Annotated in this window: 16 protein-coding genes and 1 tRNA gene; 3 read left to right on the top strand and 14 right to left on the bottom strand. The window is 29.8% G+C overall.

Going from position 1 to position 26,681, the window contains the following annotated elements:
* Window positions 1-16: 16 nt before the first annotated feature.
* On the bottom strand, window positions 17-2,746 hold the full coding sequence (locus tag DAD81_RS14615; RefSeq protein WP_111709020.1) for a 2-oxoglutarate dehydrogenase E1 component: 2,730 nt from the start codon (window positions 2,744-2,746) through the stop codon (window positions 17-19).
* Window positions 2,747-3,065: 319 nt separating this feature from the next.
* On the opposite strand from DAD81_RS14615, the gene DAD81_RS14620 reads away from it, so the two are divergent.
* The 3 genes from DAD81_RS14620 (at window position 3,066) to DAD81_RS20905 (ending at window position 4,086) form a co-directional block, all read left to right on the top strand.
* Window positions 3,066-3,139, top strand: a tRNA-Asn gene (locus DAD81_RS14620).
* Window positions 3,140-3,182: 43 nt separating this feature from the next.
* Entirely contained in the window at window positions 3,183-3,608 is a 426-nt protein-coding gene (locus tag DAD81_RS14625; protein WP_111709021.1) for a hypothetical protein, read from the top strand.
* A 253-nt stretch (window positions 3,609-3,861) separates the two neighbouring features.
* Window positions 3,862-4,086: a hypothetical protein gene (locus tag DAD81_RS20905; RefSeq protein WP_111709022.1), complete on the top strand. Its 225-nt coding sequence runs from the start codon at window positions 3,862-3,864 to the stop codon at window positions 4,084-4,086.
* Here the strand turns inward: DAD81_RS20905 and DAD81_RS14635 are convergent.
* The 13 genes from DAD81_RS14635 to DAD81_RS14695 all read right to left on the bottom strand — a co-directional run bounded on the left by DAD81_RS14635 (window position 4,067) and on the right by DAD81_RS14695 (window position 26,660).
* On the bottom strand, window positions 4,067-5,131 hold the full coding sequence (locus tag DAD81_RS14635) for a hypothetical protein (protein WP_111709023.1): 1,065 nt from the start codon (window positions 5,129-5,131) through the stop codon (window positions 4,067-4,069). The two genes, DAD81_RS20905 and DAD81_RS14635, sit on opposite strands and share 20 nt — an antisense overlap.
* 25 nt (window positions 5,132-5,156) lie before the next feature.
* Complete coding sequence (locus DAD81_RS14640) at window positions 5,157-5,924, bottom strand: hypothetical protein (protein WP_111709024.1); 768 nt, start codon at window positions 5,922-5,924, stop codon at window positions 5,157-5,159.
* Complete coding sequence (locus tag DAD81_RS14645; protein ID WP_111709025.1) at window positions 5,911-6,474, bottom strand: RNA polymerase sigma factor; 564 nt, start codon at window positions 6,472-6,474, stop codon at window positions 5,911-5,913. Before DAD81_RS14645 ends, DAD81_RS14640 begins: the two co-directional genes overlap by 14 nt.
* Before the next feature lie 93 nt (window positions 6,475-6,567).
* On the bottom strand, window positions 6,568-7,023 hold the full coding sequence (locus DAD81_RS14650; protein WP_111709026.1) for a retropepsin-like aspartic protease: 456 nt from the start codon (window positions 7,021-7,023) through the stop codon (window positions 6,568-6,570).
* 128 nt (window positions 7,024-7,151) lie between these two features.
* Window positions 7,152-9,824 (bottom strand): CHAT domain-containing protein, encoded by a 2,673-nt coding sequence (locus DAD81_RS14655; RefSeq protein WP_157961146.1) that lies wholly within the window; start codon window positions 9,822-9,824, stop codon window positions 7,152-7,154.
* Between the two features lie 8 nt (window positions 9,825-9,832).
* A complete protein-coding gene (locus DAD81_RS14660; protein ID WP_111709028.1) occupies window positions 9,833-11,833 on the bottom strand; it encodes a PKD domain-containing protein in 2,001 nt (666 codons plus the stop codon).
* Window positions 11,834-11,950: 117 nt separating this feature from the next.
* Window positions 11,951-12,670, bottom strand: coding sequence for an energy transducer TonB (locus tag DAD81_RS14665; RefSeq protein WP_111709029.1), 720 nt, complete (start codon window positions 12,668-12,670; stop codon window positions 11,951-11,953).
* 64 nt (window positions 12,671-12,734) lie between these two features.
* Window positions 12,735-13,103, bottom strand: a complete 369-nt coding sequence (locus DAD81_RS21255) for a VanZ family protein (RefSeq protein ID WP_111709030.1) — start codon at window positions 13,101-13,103, stop codon at window positions 12,735-12,737.
* A complete protein-coding gene (gcvH, locus tag DAD81_RS14675; RefSeq protein WP_111709031.1) occupies window positions 13,093-13,473 on the bottom strand; it encodes a glycine cleavage system protein GcvH in 381 nt (126 codons plus the stop codon). Before gcvH ends, DAD81_RS21255 begins: the two co-directional genes overlap by 11 nt.
* 26 nt (window positions 13,474-13,499) lie before the next feature.
* Complete coding sequence (sov, locus tag DAD81_RS14680; protein WP_245949294.1) at window positions 13,500-20,546, bottom strand: T9SS outer membrane translocon Sov/SprA; 7,047 nt, start codon at window positions 20,544-20,546, stop codon at window positions 13,500-13,502.
* Between the two features lie 3 nt (window positions 20,547-20,549).
* Window positions 20,550-21,134, bottom strand: coding sequence for a Holliday junction branch migration protein RuvA (gene ruvA / locus DAD81_RS14685; RefSeq protein WP_111709032.1), 585 nt, complete (start codon window positions 21,132-21,134; stop codon window positions 20,550-20,552).
* Between the two features lie 14 nt (window positions 21,135-21,148).
* Window positions 21,149-23,452: an NADP-dependent malic enzyme gene (locus tag DAD81_RS14690; RefSeq protein ID WP_111709033.1), complete on the bottom strand. Its 2,304-nt coding sequence runs from the start codon at window positions 23,450-23,452 to the stop codon at window positions 21,149-21,151.
* A gap of 313 nt (window positions 23,453-23,765) precedes the next feature.
* Entirely contained in the window at window positions 23,766-26,660 is a 2,895-nt protein-coding gene (locus tag DAD81_RS14695; protein ID WP_111709034.1) for a molybdopterin-dependent oxidoreductase, read from the bottom strand.
* Between the last annotated feature and the right edge of the window lie 21 nt (window positions 26,661-26,681).

Genomic DNA, 26,681 nt, shown 5'->3' on the forward strand with positions numbered 1-26,681 from the left:
TTTTCTAGACGAATTTTTAATTAGTTAGTTTAAATATTCCATCAATAATACGTTGATGTCTCCTCTTAAATCTTGCAGAAGAACCAGCTGCTGGAACCGCATAAAATGGTTGAGAGGCAACTTCTAAATTTACCAATCTAAATCTCTGAAGCATATAACTCCAAGCTCCCATATTTTCAGGTTCTTCTTGAGCCCAAACATAATTTTCAACATTTGGATAACGATCTATTATACTCTGAAGTTTCTCTAAATGCAGCGGAAACAATTGTTCAATTCTTACAAGTGCAACATCAGTTCTTTCTAATTTAGTTCTTTCTGCCAATAAATCATAATAAAATTTACCAGTACAAAACACTAACTTCTTTATATTTTCGGTCTCTAAAGTGTCATCTATTACCTCTTGAAAGCTTCCATTTGCAAAGTCATTTAATTTTGAAACCGCTAATGGATGACGTAATAAACTTTTTGGAGTAAATACAATTAAAGGTTTTCTATAATCACGTTTCATTTGACGACGCAATAAATGATAAAAGTTAGCTGGATTGGTACAATCTGCAACAATCATATTATCTATAGCACATAATTGTAAAAAACGCTCCATACGCGCCGAAGAATGCTCAGAACCTTGCCCTTCATAACCGTGTGGTAATAAAACTACAATACCATTTTGCAATTTCCATTTAGATTCTGCAGCAGATATATATTGATCGAACATTATTTGAGCTCCATTACTAAAATCTCCAAATTGAGCTTCCCAAATAGTTAATGTATTTGGATTTGCCATGGCATAACCATAATCAAAACCAAGAACTCCATATTCTGATAACAAGGAATTATAAATATACATTTGCCCTTGTTTATCTCCCAATCTGTTTAGTAAGTTAATTCTTTCTTCTGAAATTTCATCACGTAAAATTGCGTGTCTATGACTAAAAGTACCTCTTTCAACATCCTGACCAGATATTCTAACATCAAAACCTTCTTCAAGTAAACTACCATAAGCTAACGTTTCTCCCATTCCCCAGTCAATAGCATCGGTTTCAAAAACCATATTACTCCTATCTTTCAATATTTTTTCTGCTTTTCTAAGGAATTTAACTCCTTCAGGAACTGTAGAAACCACTTTTGCTATATTTTCTAATTTTGCTTTTGGAAAACTAGTATCATCTGCAATTAGCATATCATCCAATCTTCTTCTTGTAAAATCTATCCAAGTGTCTTTCATGAATTCCCTTACTTTGGATGTTTCTACTTTTTTAGAAGCCTGATATTCTACTTCAAGTAAGTCTTTAAATTCAGAAATAGTATTATTTAAAAAAGCAGTATCTATAACTCCTTCTTCAATTAACCTTTTTGCATAAATATCTCTTGGATTTGGATGCTTTGAAATTGCTTTATACAATTTTGGTTGAGTAAAACGAGGTTCATCTCCTTCATTATGACCATATTTTCTATAACCACATAAATCAATAAAAATATCTCTTTTAAACTTCATTCTAAAATCTAACGCCATTTCAATAGCGTGCACCACAGCCTCAACATCATCTGCATTTACATGCAGTACTGGCGATAAAGTAACTTTTGCAACATCAGTACAATAAGTACTTGAACGAGCATCCAAATAGTTTGTAGTAAAACCAATTTGGTTATTCACAACTATATGAATTGTTCCTCCAGTAGTATACCCATTTAATTGACTCATTTGAGTAACTTCATATACTACTCCTTGACCAGCAATGGCCGCATCTCCGTGAACAATTATTGGCAACAACTTTGAATTATCACCATTATATTTTCTATCAATTTTGGCTCTTGATATTCCTTCAACAATTGGCCCAACTGTTTCCAAATGCGATGGATTTGGAACTAAATTCATTTTTAGCTTCTTATTATTTTTAAGAGTTTTTGAAGTAGTTAAACCTAAATGGTATTTTACATCACCATCAATAGTTTCATCTTCAAAATCTTTACCTTCAAATTCGCTAAAAACGTCACGAATTGGTTTTCTAAAAATATTTGTTAGCGTATTCAATCTTCCTCTATGTGCCATTCCTAGCACAAATTCATCTACATCATAAATCTCAGCAGCATTTCTAATAACAGAGCTAATAGCGGGTATTAATGTTTCTCCTCCTTCTAAAGAAAACCTTTTTTGACCTACATATTTTGTTTGTAAAAAACCTTCAAATGTTACAGCTTGATTTAGCTTTTTAAGAATGTATTTTTTTGACTCTTCAGAATAATTAGGATGATTTGAGTTTTTAGTAAGTTGACTTTGAAACCATTTTATTTCTTCAGGATTACGAATATACATATACTCCACACCAATAGAATCGCAATAAATGGTTTCTAAATGGGCAATGATAATTTGTAATGTATTTTTTCCACAACCTACTAAATTACCAGCATCAAAAACTGTTTCTAAATCTTTTTGTGATAAGCCAAAATTCTCTATGGCTAAGGTAGGAGAATATTGTCTTCTTGTTCTTACTGGGTTTGTTTTAGTAAATAAATGACCCCGTGTTCTATATCCGTTTATTAAATCTATTACTTTAAATTCTTTTAAGACATTATCAGGAACTTCAACTTCAGCATCATCTAGCGAGTATTTTTCATTTGCAAAATCATATCCTTGAAAAAAACTTCTCCAACTAGCTTCAACTGCATCAGGGTTAATTAAATACTGATCATATAAATCGGATATGAATTCCGTATGTATAGCATTTAAAAATGAAAATTTATCCATAATTTTAGTAATATTCTTAATTATTTAGTGAACGTAAAAATACAATTTTTACCTAAACAACACTTTTAAATAAGGGTTTTTTAAAATAATTGTATTATTAACAAAAATCACGTCAATACAATATTAAAGTAATTTTTAAAAAACTCTATTTTCATAAAAACTCAAAATAATGTAAAAAAAAGTGATTTTTTTAGACGTCCTAAAATTTTAATTTACAAGGGTTTATATTTTAAATAAAAAAAAAGTGATTTTTTTTATCAAAAAAGATTGCAGAAATAAGAAAAGCTTGTATATTTGCACTCGCAAAAGCAAATTGCATTCCTCCTTAGCTCAGTTGGTTAGAGCATCTGACTGTTAATCAGAGGGTCCTTGGTTCGAGCCCAAGAGGGGGAGCTAAAAAAGAGTTACAAAATTGTAACTCTTTTTTTATTTAAATATGATTCTACCTCTAGTAAAAAAAATAACCCTAATCATTATTTTTCTAACAGCCTTTCAAATAGCTGGTCAAGAAATAGGAAACATATATAAGAACAACCATTTTATAAAACTTAATAAAACAGCTTCTGATTTTTGTTTAATTTATTCAGATATTAATTCTAATAATTTGTTTTTTGAAAACTCTATTCAATTTTCAAATAAAGAAACTATCTATAATATTATTATAAATGGTTTTAAGAAAAAAAATAACCATCAAGTATTTATTAAAACTAATAATAACATTATTGTTAAGTTAAAATATATTCACCTTCGAGGTGAAAAATTACTATCAATAAAGCACAATAATTTATCTAATAAAACTCGAGGACAAAGTCACTTTTTTACTCAAGAAGATTTTGAACAATTGTTTAGCAGCACCATCTAAGTTAATTTATTTGAAGTTTACTCTTCAAAAAAAAATGAGTAAATTGATTTAGGCAAGTATTTATTTTACACCTATCTAACACCTTATTCTTCAGCACTATAACCCTAGGTATTTCTAATAAAAACTTACACATTGAATCTTCTGGATAAAGAAAAATTACACATAAAACAGCTTTAAATTTAAAACAATAAACCAGCAATAGCTATATAGCTTCTTTAGATATAGCAAATCATTTGAAACTGCTAGTTTTGGAATGTTAGTAGAAGGATTTTACACTAAACTAAATAACTCATTTACAAATGAATACTCTAGCCCAAATAAAAATGGAGATGTAACATACCAAAGAATTAATGCTTCTGACGGTGCATTTGTAAGAGACATAAATTTTAAATTAAATAATAGCCATTTTAATTTTAATACTGAGCCGAACATTAAATGTTCGGCTTTAATTTATAGCATTAATCCATATCAAATCTAATTCCTAATGAAATATTATTCTGCTTAATTTCCTGATCTTTAAAAATAGGAGACAAATCATACTTTGCGTAAACAGCAACATCTTTAAAAGCCACATATGTACTTAAACCATAAACTAAATTACTAGCATTATAATCTCTTTTTAACTTATCTTTTACTTTATCCCCATTAATAGAGTATTTTAATTTCTGGCGAGTTCCAATATTAAAACCTGCATAGCCACCAACTCCTATCTTAAATTTATTTGAAGTATCATATCTAAAATAATTATCTTTTACGTTTTTTTTAGATGGACCAAATTCAAAATGAACAGGAAAAACCAAATTTGTTATACTTAATTTAGATTTTTTTAAATTGTATGTAAATTCTTCCAATGAAGTTTTTTCGTTTTCACTAACAAAATACTTATTATCTGTAGGTTTATATCCATTAATTTGAACAGAAACTCCATATTTGAAACGTATAAAATTAGTTTTTTCAAACACTCTTGTTTTCCAAGCCCAACCTAATTCAAAAAAACGAGAACCTCCAATTTTATAAGGTGAATCATCTAATTTTTCACCATCAATAATAGCGTTATTTAATCCAAAAGCTACTACCAAATCACTATATGTTCTTCTATCATATTTTCTAGGTTTATTATTGCCTTTTGTTTTAATCCCAATAAGAGTACCGCCATTACCTCCAATACTTATACCACCAGAAGAAGTTTCCCCTTCATTGTCATCATAACCATTATAATTCCGCTCTAAAAGCGCAATTTTATTTTCAATAATAGCTGTTCTATTTTCAATATTTAAAGCCCTTTTTTTTGCGGCACTTTCTTTTAACTCTGTTGCTTTTTCTTCTGTAATGTCACCTTTTTGTAAACGCAATAAAATATTTTCAACCTCACTTTTTAAAAAAGCACGTTCTTCGTTCATTATGCTTTCTTTATGTTCATTTAATATTTTAATTCTTAAACTATTATTTTGTTCTTGTGCTGTTATAAATTGTGCACTTAAAGTTAAAACTATAAGTATTATTAAACGTGTTATATTAATCATTGTGAATGTTTTTTAAATTGTTATTTTAATTATTTCGTTGCGCAATCACAGTTTTCATACTTTCATAATTCATTTTCAAAGTCTCTAAAAATTTAACTCTTGTAGACTTGTCTAAATCTGCCTCAACGTCTTGAAGCAATTTATAAGCATCAACTATTTTAATATTTTCATTATAAATTTTTTGTAAAGCCAATTCTTTCTGAGCATTTTTCAACAACAAATCAACATCTGATGTTGAAACTGAAAAATGATTTGTCTTTAATTCTTCAATTTTATTAATTACAAGTTCAATTTCTTGATTTTCATCATCAATATTAGAACTTACCTCTAATTCTTCCTTAACCTCAATTTTAGAGATATCATTAACTTTTATAATTGGTTTTTCGGTATCAGCAGCTGCAATTTTAGATTCAATTTCGGCCTTATAAATTGGTTTTAACACTGATTTTTCTTGAGTATTATTTTCATTACTCTTTAATTCTTCAATATGCTGCTCTTCAACTACTAATTTTTCTGCCTTAATTTGAATAGTAGATTCTTTCTTTTCATGAGCAGGAACAGTAACAACGGTAGGCATAATCTTTTCATTCTCTTTATTAAAAAATAACGAAACAATAAATAATACCCCAACAATACTTGCTGCAACACCCATTAAAATTAACAACTTGTTTTTTTTCTTATCTTCTTTATATTTAAGAGAATTAGCCAAAGAATCCCATGAACCTTTAGTTGGTTTTATAGTTCTTTTTTCAAGCTTATTTTTTATGTCCTGTTCAAATTTATAAGGTTCCATTGCTTGTCTTATTTAATTTTATAATTTTTTGTTGAAGGATTTTACGCGCCTTAAATAATTGTGATTTTGAAGTACCTTCAGAAATATTTAGAAGCTTTCCTATTTCACTATGCTTATAGCCTTCAATAGCATACATTACAAAAACCATCCTATAGCCATCTGGAAGAGCATCTATTAAAAACTGAATTTCCTCAACATTCATATCTGAATAAACAGTATTTATAGACGCACCTTTCAGTTCTATTTCTTCAACAGAAAATTCAATGTGTTTTTGTTTTCTTAAAAAGGAAATTGATTCGCGTATCATAATTCGCCGAATCCAACCTTCAAAACTACCAGAATACTCAAACTTATGTAAATTGGAAAATACTTTTAAAAAGCCGTTGAGCATTGCCTCTTCGGCAAAATGAATATCTTTTATGTAATAACGACATACACTCAACATTTTAGGTGCGTGCAAATTATAAAGCTGTTCTTGTGCACTGCGCTTATTTTGCATTGCCTTTTTAATTAGCTTTTCTTCGTTATTAAAAAAATGTATGATTTTCACAAATTACGTTTTTTAACCTCTATATTTATAAAGACGCAAATTACATGCAAAAGGTTGCCTGAAGAATATTTTTTTTTGAAATAAAATAACTGTCTAAAACTTATAAACAAGCTTTTTTAAATAAACGCATTTGTTCTTATAATCAATTATAGCTTTTCCCTTTTCTAGAATATCTGCACCAATTATTCCGTCTATAGCTTTAGCATTATGCTCGGTTAATGCCATATTTACATGAGTTAAATCAAATAAAACTAAACTAAATTTATTATAACTCCAGTCTTTCAACTCAATTTCATTATTGTGAGAAATTTTGGTTTCCATTCCAATTGCACCGGCTCCTGCTGCTTTAGTCTCAGAATCCTCAACATTAACCATTTTAAATTTATCTTGTAATGAAATTTCTATACATGAATTTGAAGCTCCAGTATCTAAAATAAACCTGCCTTTAACACCATTAATTATAGATTTAATCTCGAAGTGATTGGTATTAATTTTTTTTAATTTAATTCTTACATAACCCTTTCTTAAAAGAATGTTCTTTAATTTCATGTGTTTTTTTATTATTTTTGATCATACTTAAACATTAATAAGCAACAGTCATGTTGTTCTTTATTAATCATCTCATTGGGTGAGATAAGATTAACATTTCTTTTAATATCATCAAGTTTCAGTCAAATCTACTTCTTTTTCAAAAAATAATAACCACTAAAAACTATTAACACAAAAAATAATAACCAGTAATAAGTATAGTTTGATTCTTTAACTGGAGAGATTTCTCCCATATAAATAAAACTTGCCCAATAATAAGGTGATTTTTTAGAGTTTGAAATATTTTTATCTTTTAAATAATCTAATTTAGAAAGGTATAAAGCTGTTTCTTTACTTGAAACTTTTCTTAAATTTTTATAAAAACCAGACATCAATTTCTCGGTAGATTTATCATTCACTTTCCAAAGTGAAACAACTAAATTCTTTACTCCTGCAAATGAAAAACCTCTTGCTAAACTCATAGCTCCTTCGCCTTTTCTTAGCTTTCCTATACCGGTTTCACATGCACTTAAAACTACCAGATCCAAATTTAATTTATATCCATAAATCTCAGATAAAAATAAAGTATTGTTATAAAACTCTATTGAAGGAAGTGAGTTATACCCTCCCGCAGTTGCATGTGTTGACAAATGTAAAATAGAATATTCTTTATTGAGCTTGTTAAATAATTCTTTTGAAGCATCTTTATAAAGTAAAAACTCACCATCAATTTCCCTTTCTATACTTTTAGCTTCTTGTTCTGTATAACTCAGCTCGGCCAAACCTCTATGATTGTTTTTAAAAACAGGGAAAAACCCAAGTAACTTTTGTTGTTCGTTATACCTAAATTTTAAATCATTTAAAAGAATTGTAGCAGAATAAGCATAACTAATATTTGAGGTTTTTAAGAAATAAGGCAATTTTTCAAAATTAGTTATTTCACTTTTCTCTGTTAAAAGAGCATCAAATGGAATAAAAGAAAAAATACCATCTGGAATTAATAAAATATTTCCCGGTACTTTATTTGGAAATAATTTAGTGTAAATTTTATGTGCCAACACCCTATATTCCTTAATGTTATTTTGAATAGCAGATCCTCTTTCATCAGAAAACAGTGCTATAAATTTGGTTATTTGATTTACAAATTCAGTGCTTTTTTCTATTCTTAACATTGAAATTTGTTTATTTTGTGAAACTGAAAACATATAAAAATAGGTATCCCCTTCAAAAAACTCCATTAAAAGTTGATCTTCTAGTAAAACTTCATTGAGTATCTTATTTAAAGAAACCTTTTTCTTAACAGATTTTAAACTTGGATATTTAAAGTCTATTTTCTGTTGTAAAAGTTGAAATTTATTGGAAATCGCTTCTCGTTCTGCGGTTAATGTAGTAAGGTTTTGAATATTGGCTTTATTTCCTTTTAATTGCCCAAGAGCTATTTTAGTATTTAATTGCGCTTTTTTCAGTAACAAAATTTTCTCCTTAACAAACAAGGTATCACCACTAAAATCTGATTTACTTAAAGACAATTCTTTATTTTCTAAAAGCACTCTAGATTTTGTTTCTTCAGAAAAATAAAACGCTTTTTCAACCCAACTAATATTACCCGATTCTTTATAAAGTGCATAACATAATTCTATACAATCTTCACTCCTTTTTCTATTTTCTTGTTGCTGTAATAATTTAGAATTTTGATTTAAATAGGTACTTCTCAATTCATCTTCAATTAAAAAAGACAACTGATAATTTTGTAATGCTTCTGAAAATTCACCAAAACTCGCCAATACTTTTGCTCTACCATCAAAGGCTACTTTTAGTGTGTTTTCTGGATAAAAATAAACTGTTTTAGGATTCTCATAAATGGTGCTTGGCTTATAATTTGGCAATAATATTTCGATTGCTTTTTGATAATTTCTTAACGCATTTTCTAAATTATTTTGCAATCTATAAACTTCTCCTATTTGGTTTAATATTTTAGCAATTTCACGATTATTACTGCTATAATACTTTTTTGAATATTCTAAAGCAACTTCAAACTCGGATAACGCAATATCAAATATTCCTTTATTTAAATAACACCCACCTAAAGTATTTGCGTTTCTAATAGTTACCGAAACATCTTTATTTTTATTGATTTTATTAGAAATTGAAATATACTTTTTACAATTTTCAAAATCCTTTAAAAGAAGGTAATTAATAGCTAAATCTGAATTTATTTTAGCCTTTTGCTCAGCTGAGTTAATAGCTGATACAGCCTCCTTTAAAAGCTTAATAGCCTGGTTAAATTGCCCTTTAACACGATAAGCAGCGGCTAAATTTAAATAAGACGCCCCTAATTGATCCTTTCTGTTGTTTTTTATAGAATTTTCAATTGATACTTTTAAAATATCTTCTGCTCTTTCCACATCACCTAAACGAGTATAATTATTTGCCAATGGTTTTAAGCAGAATTCAATAATGTCATAGTTTATATTATTATTTTTATAAAATGAATATGCTTTTTCATAATAATCAATTGATTGATTTATAAACCCAAATTGCTTTAACTGAAATGCATAATTAATATAGAAATATAATTTAGCAACTGATTCTTTAGATGAATTGGCATCTCGCCATAATCCGGTCTCTAAATTTTTGAATATTTTTAAGTTTTCAACAGATGGATTAATAACAAATTCATCTAAATGAGCATAAATATACTCTGAATAATTGTCTTGGCTTTTTAAGTTATCAACTTGAAGTTGAAAGGAATTATTGAGTTGTTGCGCTACACTAAAAATAACGTTGAGTAGAAGTAATAAAACAACCCATTTTTTACGCATAACAATTCTTATAATTTCCAAATTACATAAAAATGGAGTTGTGAATTAGGCTCATTAAAATTGTAAATATAACGTGCCCCAATACTAGGTCCAATTCGTGAAGCTCCAATTGTTATATCACCAAAAAGTCCATATTTAATATCTGATAAAGGATTATTTTCTGATGTAGTTGTTGTTGATGAAGCAGCTTCAATTAATTTTCCTTGCTCATTATTACTAATTAATGTGTAATATTCTGTTTTAATTTCAGATTCAGTTTCATTAGAAATATCTAATGATATCTGCGGACCTACACCCAATCCAATTACTCCGTTTAAATTATATCGAAATGAAACTGGGACTACATCAATATTTATTTTTGTAGTTATTATATTTCTGTCTTCCACTTTTAAAACTCGGTCAAAACCGGTTCCATCAGGGAGTTCAAGTACATCAACCTGCTCATTAGCGCTAGATATTTCCTTTATTTCATGGTTACCAACCATTAATTCAGCTTGTAAATATTTTTTATAAGATTTATAAGGAGAAATAGTTGCCCCCACAAAATAACTTTTTGAATCGTTTAAATTTGGAAAACTATTATAACCTGCTTTCACACCAATTGAAATTCCTGGAGAAAATCTTGAAGTTGAAGTGTTAGTTATAATAGGTTCATTTTTATCGAAAATGATAGATGTTTTACTTTTTGAAGATTCTTTATGAAATTTTTTACCAAATTTTAATGAATATTTCACAAAACCCTTGGTTGAATCTTTTTCTTGAACTCCTTTTTGCTCAGTACCTGGTAAATAAATGTTTTTAAATTGAAAAGATATTTTATCTTTTGAGATAATAGTATCCAAACAACTATAGCGAACTTCTTTCTCATCAGGACAAATTGGACATTTCGGATACATATCCACCACCTTTAAACTAGTTTTATCCAACATCTTAGGTATTTCCACATTTAATTTAATTAAACGCGCTGGTCCTTCCCCATTATTTTGAAATCTAACTTTATATTTTAACCTTTTAAACCGAACCAATCTATAATTTAAACGAGTATCATATACGGCCATTTTATTAGGATCATGAGACGTTACAATTTCCATTTCTTTTGTTAATACTTTATGCTCATCCATTCCTCTTTCTGGAACATAAACACTTCTTATTGAAATTACAGCGCTCGTATCTTTTAACATTTCTGGTGTAGTTTTAAATGTAAAAAACATATTGCGATCTTCATTAGGCTCCATATCGTTAAAATCATAAACTTTTACACTGTTATAATATGCCTTAGAATCTTCTAATGTTAACGGTAAGTTTTGTTTTAAAGAATCTGTAACTATTAAGTTTGCATCCATAAAAGTTGAAATACCGGTAGTTTGAATAAGTTCATCCTTTGAAATTGAATTATATTTAGAAGCTATTATACCTTCTTCAACCTCAATCTCGTTATTGTATAATCTAGCGTCAATTAATTCAAAGTTTTTACTTTTATACTTTTTCTCATTAAAAAAAAGATATAGCTTACCTTTAGTTGCGTAATCTTTATCATTGCCATAGCTAACTACCATTTGAATTTCTTCATCAGGTACTGGCTCTCTATTGGTTTGAAGTCTAAATCCATTAAAGGCGCTTACTAAATTATGTCCTGAATTTAAATCTGTAGTAGTTTCACTAGATAAAACAGCAACTTCTTTTGGTCTTGTAGTTGGCGGCTTACCATCATCATAATTATTTGTTATTGATAATTGAACTTTATAATTACCTTTTTCTTTATATGAATGTTTTGGTTCTTTAGAAAAACTATAATCACCATCTCCAAACTCCCAATAATAAGTATAAAATGCTTTTGGAGCTCCCGCTATTTGATTTAATATAGGTGTATCTGCATTAAATAAAACTTGATTTCCATTAGTATTGTACACAATTTTTGCGGTTCTAATTATTGTATCATTTTCAACAGTTTGTGCATTTGCAGAATAAAAAAACAACATTAAAACTATAAATATCAATCTACTTTTCATAAAACACCTTTTAACAAATATAAAAAAACATTCCACATTATCGGTTAAAGTGATTAATAAGCAAAAAAAAAGACCGTTTTTAAAAACAGTCTTTTTTTTATTATTCAAATTTTTTATCTATTCAACTTTAAAAGCAATAGGTAAACTATATTTTACACCAACAGGTCTTCCTCTTTGTTTCCCTGGTATCATTTTTGGCAATAAATTTACAACTCTAATTGCTTCTTCTTGCAATCTCTTATGAGGTGCACGAGCCATTACATCTGTAATATTACCAGATTTATCAATTTTAAACATTACAAAAATACGCTTAACTCCAGGAGCTAAACCTAAATCTGATGCTAAATCTGCATTAAACTTTTTATTAACGTGTTTTGTTATTTTTTCTTGAAGACAAGCTCTTAATTGTGCTTTACTTCCTTTACAACCTGGAAATACTGGTACATCCTCAATAATTGCGAACGGTACATCCTCAATTACTTCTTCAACTTCTTCAACTTCAATAATTTCTTCAACTTCAACTGCTTCATTTTCATCAGTTTCAGTAGATTCAATTACTGTCTCTTCAACCTCTACCTCATCTTCAACAACTTCAATTTTATCTGGAGTTGGTGGTGGTGGAGTTTTTGGCTCTGGCGGCTTCACTTGTTCAATCTCAATGGTCTGTTCTTCATCGTCCATATTTAAAACTACTGGTCCAAGATCGGCAATTACCCTATCGTATGTTTTCTTTTCAATGGCTAAATAAACCACCAATAAAGCTAAAACTAAACCTAGTTGCATAAATATTTTGCTGTAGTTCTCTAGATTTGCTTTTGGATTCTTTTTAATCTGCATCTGTAAAATATTTTATAGTTTGCTAATTTAATAATTTTAAAACAACTTTTGCAATAATATGATTCTATTTAAAAACTTTTTTTTGTAAGATATAATTAAAAATTAAAAACGCGGTAAAAACACCAATAAAATTCGCTAATATATCTATTAAATCAAATTGTCTATTTACTGTAAATAGATATTGAATGACTTCAATAATTATGCCATATAACAATACCAATCCAGATATTAACAATGTAACTTTCAGTTTTTTACCTTTACGCTTAAAAACTAACAAAAAAAATAGGTTAAGTAAAAAATAGGCCGTTAAGTGTATTAACTTATCTGAAACATGAATACGCTCAGGTAAACTACTACCAGCAGAAATTAAACTTCCCCAACCTATTAAAAAGGTTAAGATTATTGCCCCAAAAAAGTAAAACTTACGCTCCAATTAGTTCTGAATACTGTTCTGAAGTAAGTAATTGATCAATTTGAGAAGCGTCTGAGATTGATATTTTAATCATCCAACCATCTCCATAAGGATCTGAATTTACTTTTTCTGGTTCATCTTCCAGTTCTTCATTAAACGTTGTTACCTCGCCTGATAATGGCATAAATAAATCTGAAACTGTTTTAACCGCTTCTACGGATCCAAACACCTCATCTTTTTCTACTGAATCATCAACTGTATCAACATCTACATAAACAATATCACCTAATTCGCTTTGCGCAAAATGTGTAATACCAATTGTTGCTACATCTCCTTCTATTCTAACCCATTCGTGGTCTTTTGTGTATTTTAATTCTGTTGGAACACTCATTTTATTATATTTATTATTATACTTAGTTAATTTCCTAAAACATATCTTACGCTTAACCCAGAACTAACTGATTGTCTTGGAAAAGTTGTTGATATTGCATATTTTGAAGAACTTTGATCGAAGTAAAAAGATGCTGTTAAATTTTTATTAATTGCATAATCTGCAAAAAACTTAAAAGACAACAATCTTTGACCTCCTGTTACTTGGTTATTATCTTCATCTATAGCTCTTATTACTGTTATATTATCTCTTAAAGATAAATCAGCTCTTAAATCTAAATCTCCTTTTAATTTAGTTAATTTCCCTCCAAATCTCAATTTCATTGCCAAGTCTTTAATCCTATATCCCATTCCAATCACATATTCAGTTCCTTTCATTTGTGTTATAGTATTATTATTGAAATTTAAAGTAAGTCTTCTATCCTTATCTATTCGTCCAGAAAATGAAATTGAGTTTTTCATTTTCATATCAACTTTTAAAAGCGGACTAAACTCTTCAATTAAATCTACACTTGTAAACAAGGTTTTATTATAAAAATTACCCACTAAATCTGTTTCAGCAAATGGATCATTTTCATTATAATCCATATTATTACTAAAACTTAAGATAGAATATCTAGAATCATAACTATTAGACAATGAGAAACTTCTAAAGTTTTCTTTAAACCAATCTAACTTCATTAATCCTTTATAATTAACTTGCCAACTAGGGATTGGAACATCTCTAAAAGCTGTTAATTTAACGCTTTCTGCATCTTTACCTGTATAAGCGGCGATAAATGCAGGTAATGAAACTTGCTGGCTTGTTTGTCCAAAACCATCTATTGGTTGTCCAGATTTTTGAGCTAATCGTTGAGCGATAATAACTCTATTTGCTTTAAATTTTTCAAAATTAGCATCGCTATTACTAAAAGCCGTATTTAACATATTGTAGCTAATCATAAAATTTCCAACCTCTGAAATTGGTGAATCGTTACTTAAAACATTATCTACAACATCTAATTGCTGAGACGTGTTTTTTGTATATGTTTTATTTCCTCTCAATTCTATATCAAAATTCTCAAATGGCTCAACACTAATAGTCATATCAAATTTATTCATATGAGTACGGCTATAAGTTTTATTATAATATGGATCATCTTCACCTCTAGAAATTAACCACCCGTTTTCCATAGCTCGCTCCCTAATATCTATTTGGCTCCCAAATACAAAACCTAATGATGGTGCAACCCCTCCATTATAATTATCCTGCCCCAAAAATCCTATTTCAGGAATATAACCAGGTAAAAAAGTTCCATTATTTTCTGAATAATTAAATCTCGCTTTTTTAACTGCTGTTATTAAATTATAAAAACCATCTTTAAATTTCTCTCCAGTAGATCTTCTTTTTTTGGATGTCTTAGACTGTGGTCTTTTTATAGCTGATTCTGGTTCTTTCTTAGATTTAGATTTCTTACTACTAAACAATCTTGTTAAACCAATATTTTTATAAAACTTATTAAAATCTATATCAGTACCAAAGTTATGGGTATTAGAATTTTGAATAACATTACCAACCTTACTTACATAAGATTGTGATGCAGCCTGCCAATCAAAATCTGCTGTATATGTATAATCTGCATTAATAAAATCTAATAAAGGCAATTTATTTATTGGTAATTTATAAGTTCCATTTAATGATTGGTGATAATGATCTGGCCTTCCTAAAGAGAAAAAATTATCGAAAATTTGAATATCATCAGCTGCAGTAAAATCATCATATATATTATTATTTGCTGCTCTAAAATTAAACTGTAATGATTTAGTTATATTATATCCAATGTTATAATCCCAATCAAACATAAAATAACGTTGTTTTAAAGTTGGTAATTGAGGTAAACCCTCAATTAAACTTCTAGACAATTGCTCATTATATGTTCTAAAAATATTAGAATTTACAGATACGGTTGATGGAATAAAATTAACATTTAAATCTTTTATAAATTTAAAATACTTACTATTTAACGCTTCCCAATTTTTAAAAGGCTCAAGACTTTTTGGTTCAAAACTATAATTATAATTGGCCGATGCTCTAACATTTTGATCAACATATTTTTCTACATTGTAATCTCTATGAAATGTTTCATTAAAAGCATAGGATACTGATAAATTTTCAACATTATAAAAACGTTGTTTCTTTTCAGAATTTGGATTAAATTCTTTTCGAACATTAATTAAACTAATGCTTTTACGTTTTGTATAATCTTGACTACTTTCTCTATTTGGGCTATTTTCAATAGTTGTATCTTCATATAATACATCTTGATATTGTGAATCGTATTTTGGATCTTTAACCTCTTCTGAAACACTATAATTTAAAGGCAGTGATATTCCCCAAGTTTTTGGCAATAACTTTCCAACATTAACATTGGTTATTAAATCGTATAATTTTGTATCTTCTTGGCTACGCTCATTAACTCTTTGTTCTATTCCTCCAAACCCTTTAGTTTCCATTCTTCCAGTAACAGCAACATCCGCAAAATCTGCAATATTTGCATCTGCACTAACAACTGCTGCCCATCCACCATCATTATCAAATCCGGCAACACGCATTTCATTAAACCAAACTTCCGCACTTTGACTTGAGTTAGATACGTTTTTAACACCCAACATTATTGTTTTAATATTGGATAAATTAGGACTTCCTTTTACTCTAATTTCATACCCTTCTAATCCTTCAATTGGAGAAACAACCCCTTCTTCAGGGTAAATAGTACTTGGAGCAATACCTTCTTCAAATCTCAATAATTTTAATTCCCCTAAATATTCTAATAAAGCATTAACATTATTCTCTTCTGGCCAAATTTCTAATTCATCTGAAGCTCCATAATCTGAAATGGTAAGTAATTTTTCTATTTGATAGTAATTACTATTTAAATCACTACCCATTCTAATTATAGCTTTAAACTCATTATTTTGAATTTGCGGTCTTGTTTGAACTCCCTCAGCATGTAAAAACAATTTTAAATGTTTGTACATCCTTAAATCTACTTTTACATTCTTGTACATTGCCCTTGTATCATTAGGCTCAAGATCTGTAACTTTTAATGATAAAGATTGTTCATTTTGTTGTTGCAAAGTAGTACTACCTCTCAATATCTCTCTTGTTATTCCTGGAGGCAATACATATGGAATTGGATTTCTATCCTCATTTTCTTGAATATTAACAACTCCTACTTCAAAATTTTGTAAATCATCTTTTGTTAAGTCTTGTGAAGGAACAATGTTTTCATCTAATGTTTTTGTAAACCTTCTCCAATCTCCTCTTACAAGTTGAAGTTCTCCAAATCTTAAAACTATTGGCATTTTAAACTTGGTTAAAAACATTCGCATAAAACGAATTGAATTAAAACCAGTAATATCATTTACAACTTCGTCTGGTGTACTTACTTGAATTCTAAATTGCAACCATCTAGTTTGTTTAACACTACCATCTTGAAGGGTTACACTCACAGTTTTTTCATCAACAATATGGTTATTCCCAACTACTAAATCACTCTTATTTAAAGAAACTTTATATTGGTAATAACTCTCAACAGAATTCATTGTTTGATCCTTATTAATATCTTCCGTATCTGGATATGTTGTTGCCGATGTCGGGTAACTCTCAGTAGATAAGTTGTTTGTAGGTGAATTACCTTGAGTATTATTATATTTCTTATATCTAGTTAATATAGAAGCATCTGTATTATCATATTCTGAAGATCTAAAATATTGGTAATTATCATTTGCTGGATCCGATCCAAAACTAGTACCAAACTTAGCTAATTCCTCTTCATCATTTAAACCATCAAAACCTATATCTTGATTTAATCGCTCATTATCATCATCACTAAATGCATATAATAAAGATTGATTTGTAGGTATTTTACCCCAAATTGTTTCATCTGTATTATTTGTACTCAACGGATCTTCTGGCAACCCATTTTCATACATTTTTCTTCCATCTTTTAAAACATCTTCCGAAATATTACCAAGATTAAAATACAAATCTCCAACTTGGTTAGATGGATCATTTGGATTCACATTTGTTGGTAATCCTTCTTCATTTGTAATTGAATAATTATCATATGGATCCATTAACCAAAACTGAATATATTCAACATTAGATTGCTCAAAGTTTGTAGTATTTAATGCTCTTGTAATTCCCCCCCATCTTTCTTCTGGGTTTGTAAATTTACCATTTGCATCTACATTACTTTTATCATAATTATAACTTCCTCTTTCATTTGGAAAGTATGCTAAATCAAAAGTTCTAACAATAGTACTCTGAGTTAAATCTAAATCTTGTTCTGGAAAAAGCTCCTCGTAACGCACTCTTCTAACTTCTGCACGAGATAATTCTGTATTATCTATATTTCCTGGTTTTAATGAAGACCCTCCATAAAAAAGTGGATCTATAATATACCAAGATAATTTAGCTCTTTTATAACCATATGAAATATCTGATGCATTTCCCCCTAAATCAAATTGTGTTTGATATTGAGGAGTACTTGCCATATGCCATTGTTGAATAGATTTAATTTCTAATGGTATTTGAGACCCTTCAAAATCATCTACATATGATGTAGCTTCACCATCTAATTCAATTCTACTTGGTGAACCTGGTTTTAGATATGCAAAATCTCCTCTTATAGAAAAATTTGACTCATAATCCGTATCAATATTTGGTAATTTATTTGCAAGCTTTGTTAAAAAAGGAACTTCGGTTCCGTAATTTGCATTTAGTCCAAAAATGGTATTATTAATAGGTTCTTGTCCAAATAATGCTTTTTGAGTAATTGGCTTTTCATTTAAATTTAAAAATGTGGCACCCAATATAAATTTATCTGAAAATTTATGTTCTATATCTACTCCAAAAAAACGTTTTGTTTGTAAATTAAATGCGGCATTATTTTCTACTGAAACATTAATAGGAGCATTTGAAGCCTCTAAACTAGGGTTTACAATTTGCACTCTACCCATTTGGTAATCTACAACATAATCAACCCCTTCAACTAATTCTCTACCACCTGTTGTAACACGAACCGATCCTTGCGGAACGTTAAATGCTCCTAATGGAATTCCACTAGAACTTTCAGATTTATGATATCCTTTTATTAAATATTTATCTTTTTCTTGATAGTTATTTCTAGCTTCAGATTGTGTAATTTCATACAATTCATTAAAAATATATGTTTTATCAGCTGCGTCTGTTAATTTTGCTTCTAAATCACTACCAAATGGTTCAACGGTTGGAAAAATAATAAGTCCTTTTTCCGACAGAACTGTAGACCCTTCAACATAATCAAAATACCCATCACCTTCAGGAGTACTAAACTGACTTTGATCTAATCTATCAATATTTAACAAATTTAAAAGCGTTCTATCTGATACACCAGCAGTTTGCGCATTTTGAAGCATATTTATTGAAACTCCTGTTGCATCATCTTGATATAAAAGCTCCAATCTAAACCCTTCTTGTTCCATTCTATACGTTTGAAGAGAGTATACATTTTTCATCATTAAATTCCACATAGGAATTTTTGTACTTATTATCTCACTACGCAATAATTTTACAACAATATTATCTGGTGCAATTATTCCATCACTTGTAAATTCCCCTACTCGGTATATTTTTGATTCTCCACTAACAGTATATTCAAATGAAACTGCCAAAACATCAGAATCTGCTAATCTTCTATTTAAAGAAATATATCCTAATTGTGGATGCAGTACAAATTCATCTGGTCTCAATTTAATTGCATTTTCTAAAACAGAATAATCTCTTCCCTGTTGCATTGCATAAGGAGATAACCCATTACCAACTGTTGAAATTTTTCTTACCGGATTAGATGCTACAAGTATTGAATTTAAATCATTCGCCTCGTTCTCTGGATATTTAAAACCTGAAACTGGAGTAACATTGGCGGGACCAATATTAGTTACATCACCTTCTCCAATATCTGATAAAGCAACAATATTTCTAATATCTTCAGTTGTTGCATTTCTATTTGTTACCCAAACCTCAATTTTTGTAATATTAATTGGGCTATTTATTAATGGATAATCTTTTAACGCATTACTATAAGCATCTCTAAAGTATTGAGAAAGAAAAAAGTGTCTGTTTGCATCATAATCTGTAGCCTGCAACTCAAACTCTTGAATTGTAGAACCACCTTCCGCAGCCACCGATCTTGTTTGAGATTTTTGTTCTGCAAATACTCCCGTAACCGTTGTTCTTCCAAATTGCAATTGGGTTTTAACACCAAATAAACTTTGTGCACCAACAATTAATGAGTTTTTCAAAGGCATACTTACATTACCAACTTCAATTTTTTGTAAAATATCATCTTCCGTAGGTGAATATTCTAATTTAATTTGGTTTTGAAAGTTAAAAGTAGATTGAGTATCATATTGAGCTCCTACTTTTAAACGTGTTCCAACTTTAGCTTGAATACTAGCACTAATTTCTTGATCAAAGTCAAAAGTAAGACTACTTCTATTTCTCTCGGATAATTGAGGATTGTCAACATTTTGATATAACATTCCCATTTTCACCAAAACAGATCCTTGAGGATTTACTTCTATTGTATTCCCTCCAAATATTGATTGAAAAAAATCGGATTCTACATAATAAGTTGGTAATAAATTCTTTTGGGCATCAACACTTCCTAATTTTTTACTATTTGTTGCACTAATCTTATCCTTATAGTATTGCAACATGTCCTTTTTAAGCTTATACTTTTTATATTCCTCTTGAGACATATAAACAGGACGCTTTAAAGAATAATTTCCTATTTGCTCTACAATAATATACTTACCTAGTTCAGTATCATAAATTATTTCTGATTCTGCAGGATCGGATAAAAATAAACTTCCTTCTTGATCTTTTTTAAATGGATACTTTAATTTTGTTGAATCTTTTTGTTTTTCAACTTTTAAAGAATCACTCTGAATTCCAATAGGTGAAGTTTGAGAATTTACTGTTGTACAAACAAACAACAATAAAAAAAATGAAATATATACATTAAATATAAATGGTTCCTTTTTCAAATCTTATAAATTTTTAAGCGCTTTTTTTATTAAAACCTCAACACTAGCGGCTGAATCTTCTAATAAAATTTTATCTAAAACTTTCTCACTAAGCTTTTTATTAAAACCTAATACTTCTAGTGCAGTTAACGCTTCATCTCTACTCGTATTGCTTTGAAAGGTTGATATTTCGCCATCTACAACAATAGTTTTCGATATTTTATCTTTTAAATCTATAATTACTCTTTGAGCAGTTTTTGCTCCTATTCCTTTTACTGATTGAATCACAGCTACATTTCCGGAAGCTATAGCCTGCTGAATTTCAATAGTATCCATAGATGAAAGCATTGTCCTAGCTATACTTGGTCCTACACCTGAAACAGATATTAACAACCTAAATATTTCTCTTTCAACTTTATCTATAAAACCAAATAATGTGTGTGAATCTTCCTTTACATAAAAATGCGTATATAAAAATACATTTTCTGAATCTGATAATTTAGAAAATGTATTTAAAGATATATGCAATAAATATCCAACACCGTTAACTTCTACAACAGCATAGGTAGGATTTTTTTCTACAAGTTTTCCTTTTAAGTGAGTAATCATTTTTTGAGGGTAAATTACCCCCCAAATGTAGTAAAATATTCTTTATTATTATTAGCATTTTCTTGCGCATCAATCATAGCTACACAAACCATATTTACTATCTCATCAACACTACAACCTAATTGCAATATATGTACTGGTTTTTTCAGTCCAAGTGCTATCGGGCCAATTACTTCACTTTTATTTAAACTCTTAATTAATTTATGACTTATAGTAGATGAATTTAAATTTGGAAAAATTAATCCATTAACTTTTTTATCACGAATTTTAGTAAAAGGGAAATTTTCCTTTCTTAAAGTACGACTAAGTGCAAAATCTGCCTGAATCTCCCCATCAATATTAACTTCTGGATAATCCCTATGAAGTATTTTAATAGCTTCAGCTGCTTTATTTGCTGATTTTGATTTAGCTGACCCAAAATTTGAGTAAGATAACATCGCTAAAACTGGATCAATACCAAATAACTTCATCACTTTATCAGTCATCCTAGATATTTGAACCAATTCGTCTTTACTAGGATTAATATTAAATGCTGTATCTGAGAAAAAATAAGGTCCTCTTTCAGTCATTACAATACTTGTAGCTACAACTCTATCAACACCTTCAGCCATTCCAACCAATTCAATCATTGGTTTTGCAACAGCGGGATAACTTCTTGAATAACCTGTTACTAATGAATCTGCCTCTCCTTCATTTACCATCATAGCTGCAAAGTAATTTCGCTCAAACATCCATTTTTTTGCATCTATTAAACGAATTCCATCACGTTTACATTTTTCCCAGTAAATTTTTGCAAATCTATTTCTTCTTTCTGCTTCCTCTGGAGATTTAGGGTCAATTATAGGTATATCTGCATCAAAACTTAATTCTCGCATCAATTCCTTAATAATTTCTTTATCTCCTAGTAAAATAGGTTTCCCTATCCCTTCATCATACACAGTTTGCGCTGCTTTCAACACATTTAAATGGTCTGCTTCTGCAAAAACAACACTTTTAGGATCTGCTTTCGCTCTAGAAGTTAATAAACGCATTAATTTACTTCCTGTTCCTAATCTTTCAGCTAACTCTTCTTTGTATGCTACCCAATCTTTAATAGGGTTTTTAGCAATTCCTGAATCCATTGCAGCCTTAGCAACAGCTGGAGGTATTTCAGTAATTAATCTATGATCAAAAGGTTTTGGAATAATATACTCTCTACCATATTGAATATTTTTCTTACCATAGGTAATATTCACTTGCTCCGGTACAGATTCTTTAGCTAATTCAGCTAATGCAAGAACCGCTGCCATTTTCATTTCTTCATTAATTTTAGTAGCTCTAACATCTAAAGCTCCTCTAAAAATAAATGGAAAACCTAATATATTATTAACCTGATTTGGATAATCAGATCTTCCTGTTCCCATTATAACATCTTTTCTTGTTGAAATTGCTAAATTATATTCAATTTCGGCATTTGGATTTGCCAGTGCAAACACAATTGGATCTTTAGACATAGACAGTAACATTTTTGGTGTAAAAACGTCAGCCACTGATAATCCTATAAAAACATCGGCATCAATCATTGCTTCCTCTAAAGTGTGAATGTCTCTACTAGTTGCAAATTGTGCTTTTTGTTCCGATAAGTTTTCAATGTCTTTTCTAATTACACCTTTACTATCGCACATTACAATATTTTCAATTTTAGCTCCTAAAGCTAAATACATACGCGTGCAAGAAACTGCCGCAGCACCTGCTCCATTAACAACAATTTTGGCTTCTGATATTTTTTTCCCAGCAATTTCAATTGCATTTTTTAATGCTGCAGCTGAAATTATTGCAGTTCCATGCTGATCATCATGCATTACGGGAATATCCAATTCTTCTTTTAATCTTCTTTCAATTTCAAAAGCTTCTGGAGCTTTAATATCTTCTAAATTAATACCTCCAAAAGTTGGGGCAATATTTTTTACTGTTTCAACAAATTTATCAACATCCTTAGTATCTACTTCAATATCAAAAACATCAATATCTGCGAAAATTTTAAAAAGCAATCCTTTTCCTTCCATCACTGGTTTTCCTGCTAAGGCTCCAATATCTCCCAAGCCTAAAACCGCAGTTCCATTAGAAATAACAGCTACCAAATTACCTTTGGCAGTATACTTATATGCATCTTCTGGGTTTTCTTCAATAGCTAAACAAGGTTCTGCTACTCCAGGAGAATAAGCTAGTGATAAATCTTTTTGGGTTGCATATTTTTTAGTTGGAACAATTTGTATTTTACCCGGCGTAGGGTATTGGTGATAGCGTAAAGCTTCACTTTTCTTTTTTGATTTACTCATTTGGACTAAATATTTGAGATAAGAAACCAAATTTACTAATTTTTTATAAATAAGATGCTTTTGATTATATAGATAATTTTAAAAATGTAATAATTGTAACATACCTATAAATTTCATTAATTATTAAAAAAAAATATTTGAGATTAAAAAATGGTATTTTTTTAATCTCAAATATTTTTGTGTTTTACTACAGACTTTTGTTAAAACAACTTTAAATTATATTCAGTAATTATTTACAATTTATTTTACCTCTTATCTCATTAAATTTAAATATTCACATCCTCTAAAAACCAATAGAAAGCAAGCTTTTTAACTATTTTTCATCTTCTTTTTTAATATAATAAGTTGATTCGTCTGGTCTAAAAGCTCTATCAAACCATAAAGGTCTTCGTTCTCCATTTGGTCCTGGAGCTGGTCGTGTCATTGCTAACCATTCCTTAAATATTTTATGTGATTTATTTGTATCTACAAATATATCTCCATAATTTTCGTCTTTTCTTGGTTTTTCAATTCTAACTTTTTGATGCCAGCAATGCATACCACTAATTGGATCTGGATGTACCGCATGTGTTATATTTTGGTGCACTCCTCCATCTTTCCAAAAAATTCGTTTCGAATCCTTATCGCTAGATTCAAAAGGTTTTATACCCGAAATAGTATTCATTTTCCAAGCACCTTTTCCGTCTCCTTCAATTTTTACAGTATTTGTTGCCCAACGATTTCCTATTTTATCTTGTGGTCTTCGCCAACGCCCAATATGATGCGAACAAGCCACAACACCTGGTTTCATACTTTGTGTAACCCAAACTTTATCAATAAAATAACCAATATCAGTATTCATTTTCACTAAATCCCCAGTTTTAAAGCCCCATTTGGCAGCATCATTTGGATGCATCCAAATTGGATTTCTATTTGAAATTTCTACCAACCACTTAGCATTTCCTGATCGCGTATGAATTAATGTTGGCAATCTAAAGGTTGGAACCAATACATATTCTCCTTTTGATTTATCCAATTTATCATTATGAATATGACTTTTAATATACGTTGGTGTTGCATATTCTGGCCATTTCCAATCTACCATGGTTTGTGAATAAAACTCATTTTTTCGAGATGGTGTAGGAAACCCTATACAGGCTTTTCCTTTTACCATAACACCAATTGGTTTTCCTTCTTTTGAAATGACATTGGTTTTTGAATCAACTTTTGAACCTTCTAATTGTTCTTTTGAAAGTTCTTTTTCATTTACTTTATATGATTCTCCTTTTTCAATTTCAAAAGCACCATATTTTTGCATATACTGCAATTCTGTTAAGCCTTCTTTTTTTGCTTTTTCAGGTAAACCTTTTACACGCTCAAAAATGTATTGATAATATTCGTCTATTGTAATTTTTTCTCCTGGTCTGTAAGGCGATTCAAAATGTTTACGAATTCCCATACTTCCATCAGGGTCTATTCTCCAAGACAATTCTATAAAAAATTCATCTTCTTCCCATACTTCTCCTGGATTGGTTTCATATGTTAACTTAACAGGCTTACCGTTTCTTCTAGCTGCTTCGCGTAAAACTGGTTGACGGAAAGCAACCCAAGTTCCTCCATGTGTAGCATAACTATTTAAATCATGTCTCTCCGAAGCTAAACCCATTGGTAAAACAAAATCGGCATAAAAAGCAGTTTCGTTCCAAGTTGGTGTTAATGCAGCATGCAAGCCAAATTTAGATTCATCGGCATACATTTCCATCCAAGTAAATCCATCAGGATAAGTCCAAACTGGATTAAACACTCGTGAAAAATAAACATCCATTTTACCTCTTCCTTCTTTTAAGAAATGTGGCAGTAATTGACTCATTTCAAAAAACGATAATGGATATTCTTTTGGAAAATGTAATTCATTCCATTTTTTTTGTGGTTTTGGCGGATTTGGTTGTGTAGGTTTAAATTTATTCCAACTATTTGGAGATGTACCTCCTTTTGCTCCAACTGCACCAGTTAGTACAGTTAAAAAATGTAAACATCTAGCAACTGCCCAACCACCAAGGTTTGAAGCTCCAGCTGCACGCCAGTTATGGGATGCAAATCGTTCTCCAGCTTCACCAATTTTCACAGCAATTTCTTTGATCATTTCTGCTTTTACACCTGATTCTTCTTCCGCATATTCAGGTGTAAACTCTTTGTATTCATCAATCATCGCAGCAATATAATTCTCAAAAGTTATATCTTTATCTGAATGTCTTGCTTGTAAATACTCTTGCCAATTAGTCCAGTTTTCTAAATAATCTCTATTGTACAATCCTTCTTGTAAAATTATTAAAGCCATTGCCAATAAAACCGCAGCTTCAGTTCCTGGGTATGAAGGCAACCAATAATCAGACATACTTGCTGTATTAGACAAACGAGGATCCATAGTTGCTAATTTGGCTCCTTTCATTTTTCCTTCAATAATACGTTGTGCATGTGGATTAAAATAATGGCCAGACTCTAAATGTGCAGATACTAACAAGATAAACTTAGCCTCTGCGTGATCTGGTGATGGCCGGTTGTAACCATACCATAGATTATAACCAAAACGAGCTCCAGAAGAACAAATATTGGTATGTGAATTATGACCATCAATTCCCCAACCTTGTAATATCCAGTTCATAAATTTTTCTTTCCCTGGTCTTCCTACATGATATGCAATTTCATTGTGTCTATCTTCTAAAATAGCTTTTCTTATTCTGTTTGCAATAGTATCTAAAACTTCATCCCAAGAAACACGTTCCCATTCCCCATCACCACGTTTTCCTTTTCGTTTTAAAGGAAATAATATTCTATCAGGATCTGTAATTTGATTGATTGAAGCAGGACCTTTTGCGCAATTTCTACCTCTACTTCCTGGATGGTATGGATTCCCTTCAAATTTTTTAACTTCTTGAGTTTCCTTATCTATAAAAGCTGTTAAACCACAAGCACTTTCACAATTAAAGCAAGTTGTAGGTATTATTTGATAGGTTTTCTTTTCCTTTTTAGGCCAAACTTTCGGGTTGTATTCCACCCAATTATCCCACTTTTCTGGTGGAGGAAAGTTTTCATACATTTTGGCCACCTCTTCATCTGAAAAATGACGCATATCGCTGTCAAATTTTTGATACCCTTCTTTATGAAGATCTGGAATTAAACCTAATTTCTCTGCAATATTTTCGATAAATGATGGTTTTTTATATCCCATTTTGAAATTTTTTATATTTTT

Source organism: Lutibacter citreus (assembly GCF_003260195.1).
GTDB classification, from domain to species: domain Bacteria; phylum Bacteroidota; class Bacteroidia; order Flavobacteriales; family Flavobacteriaceae; genus Lutibacter; species Lutibacter citreus.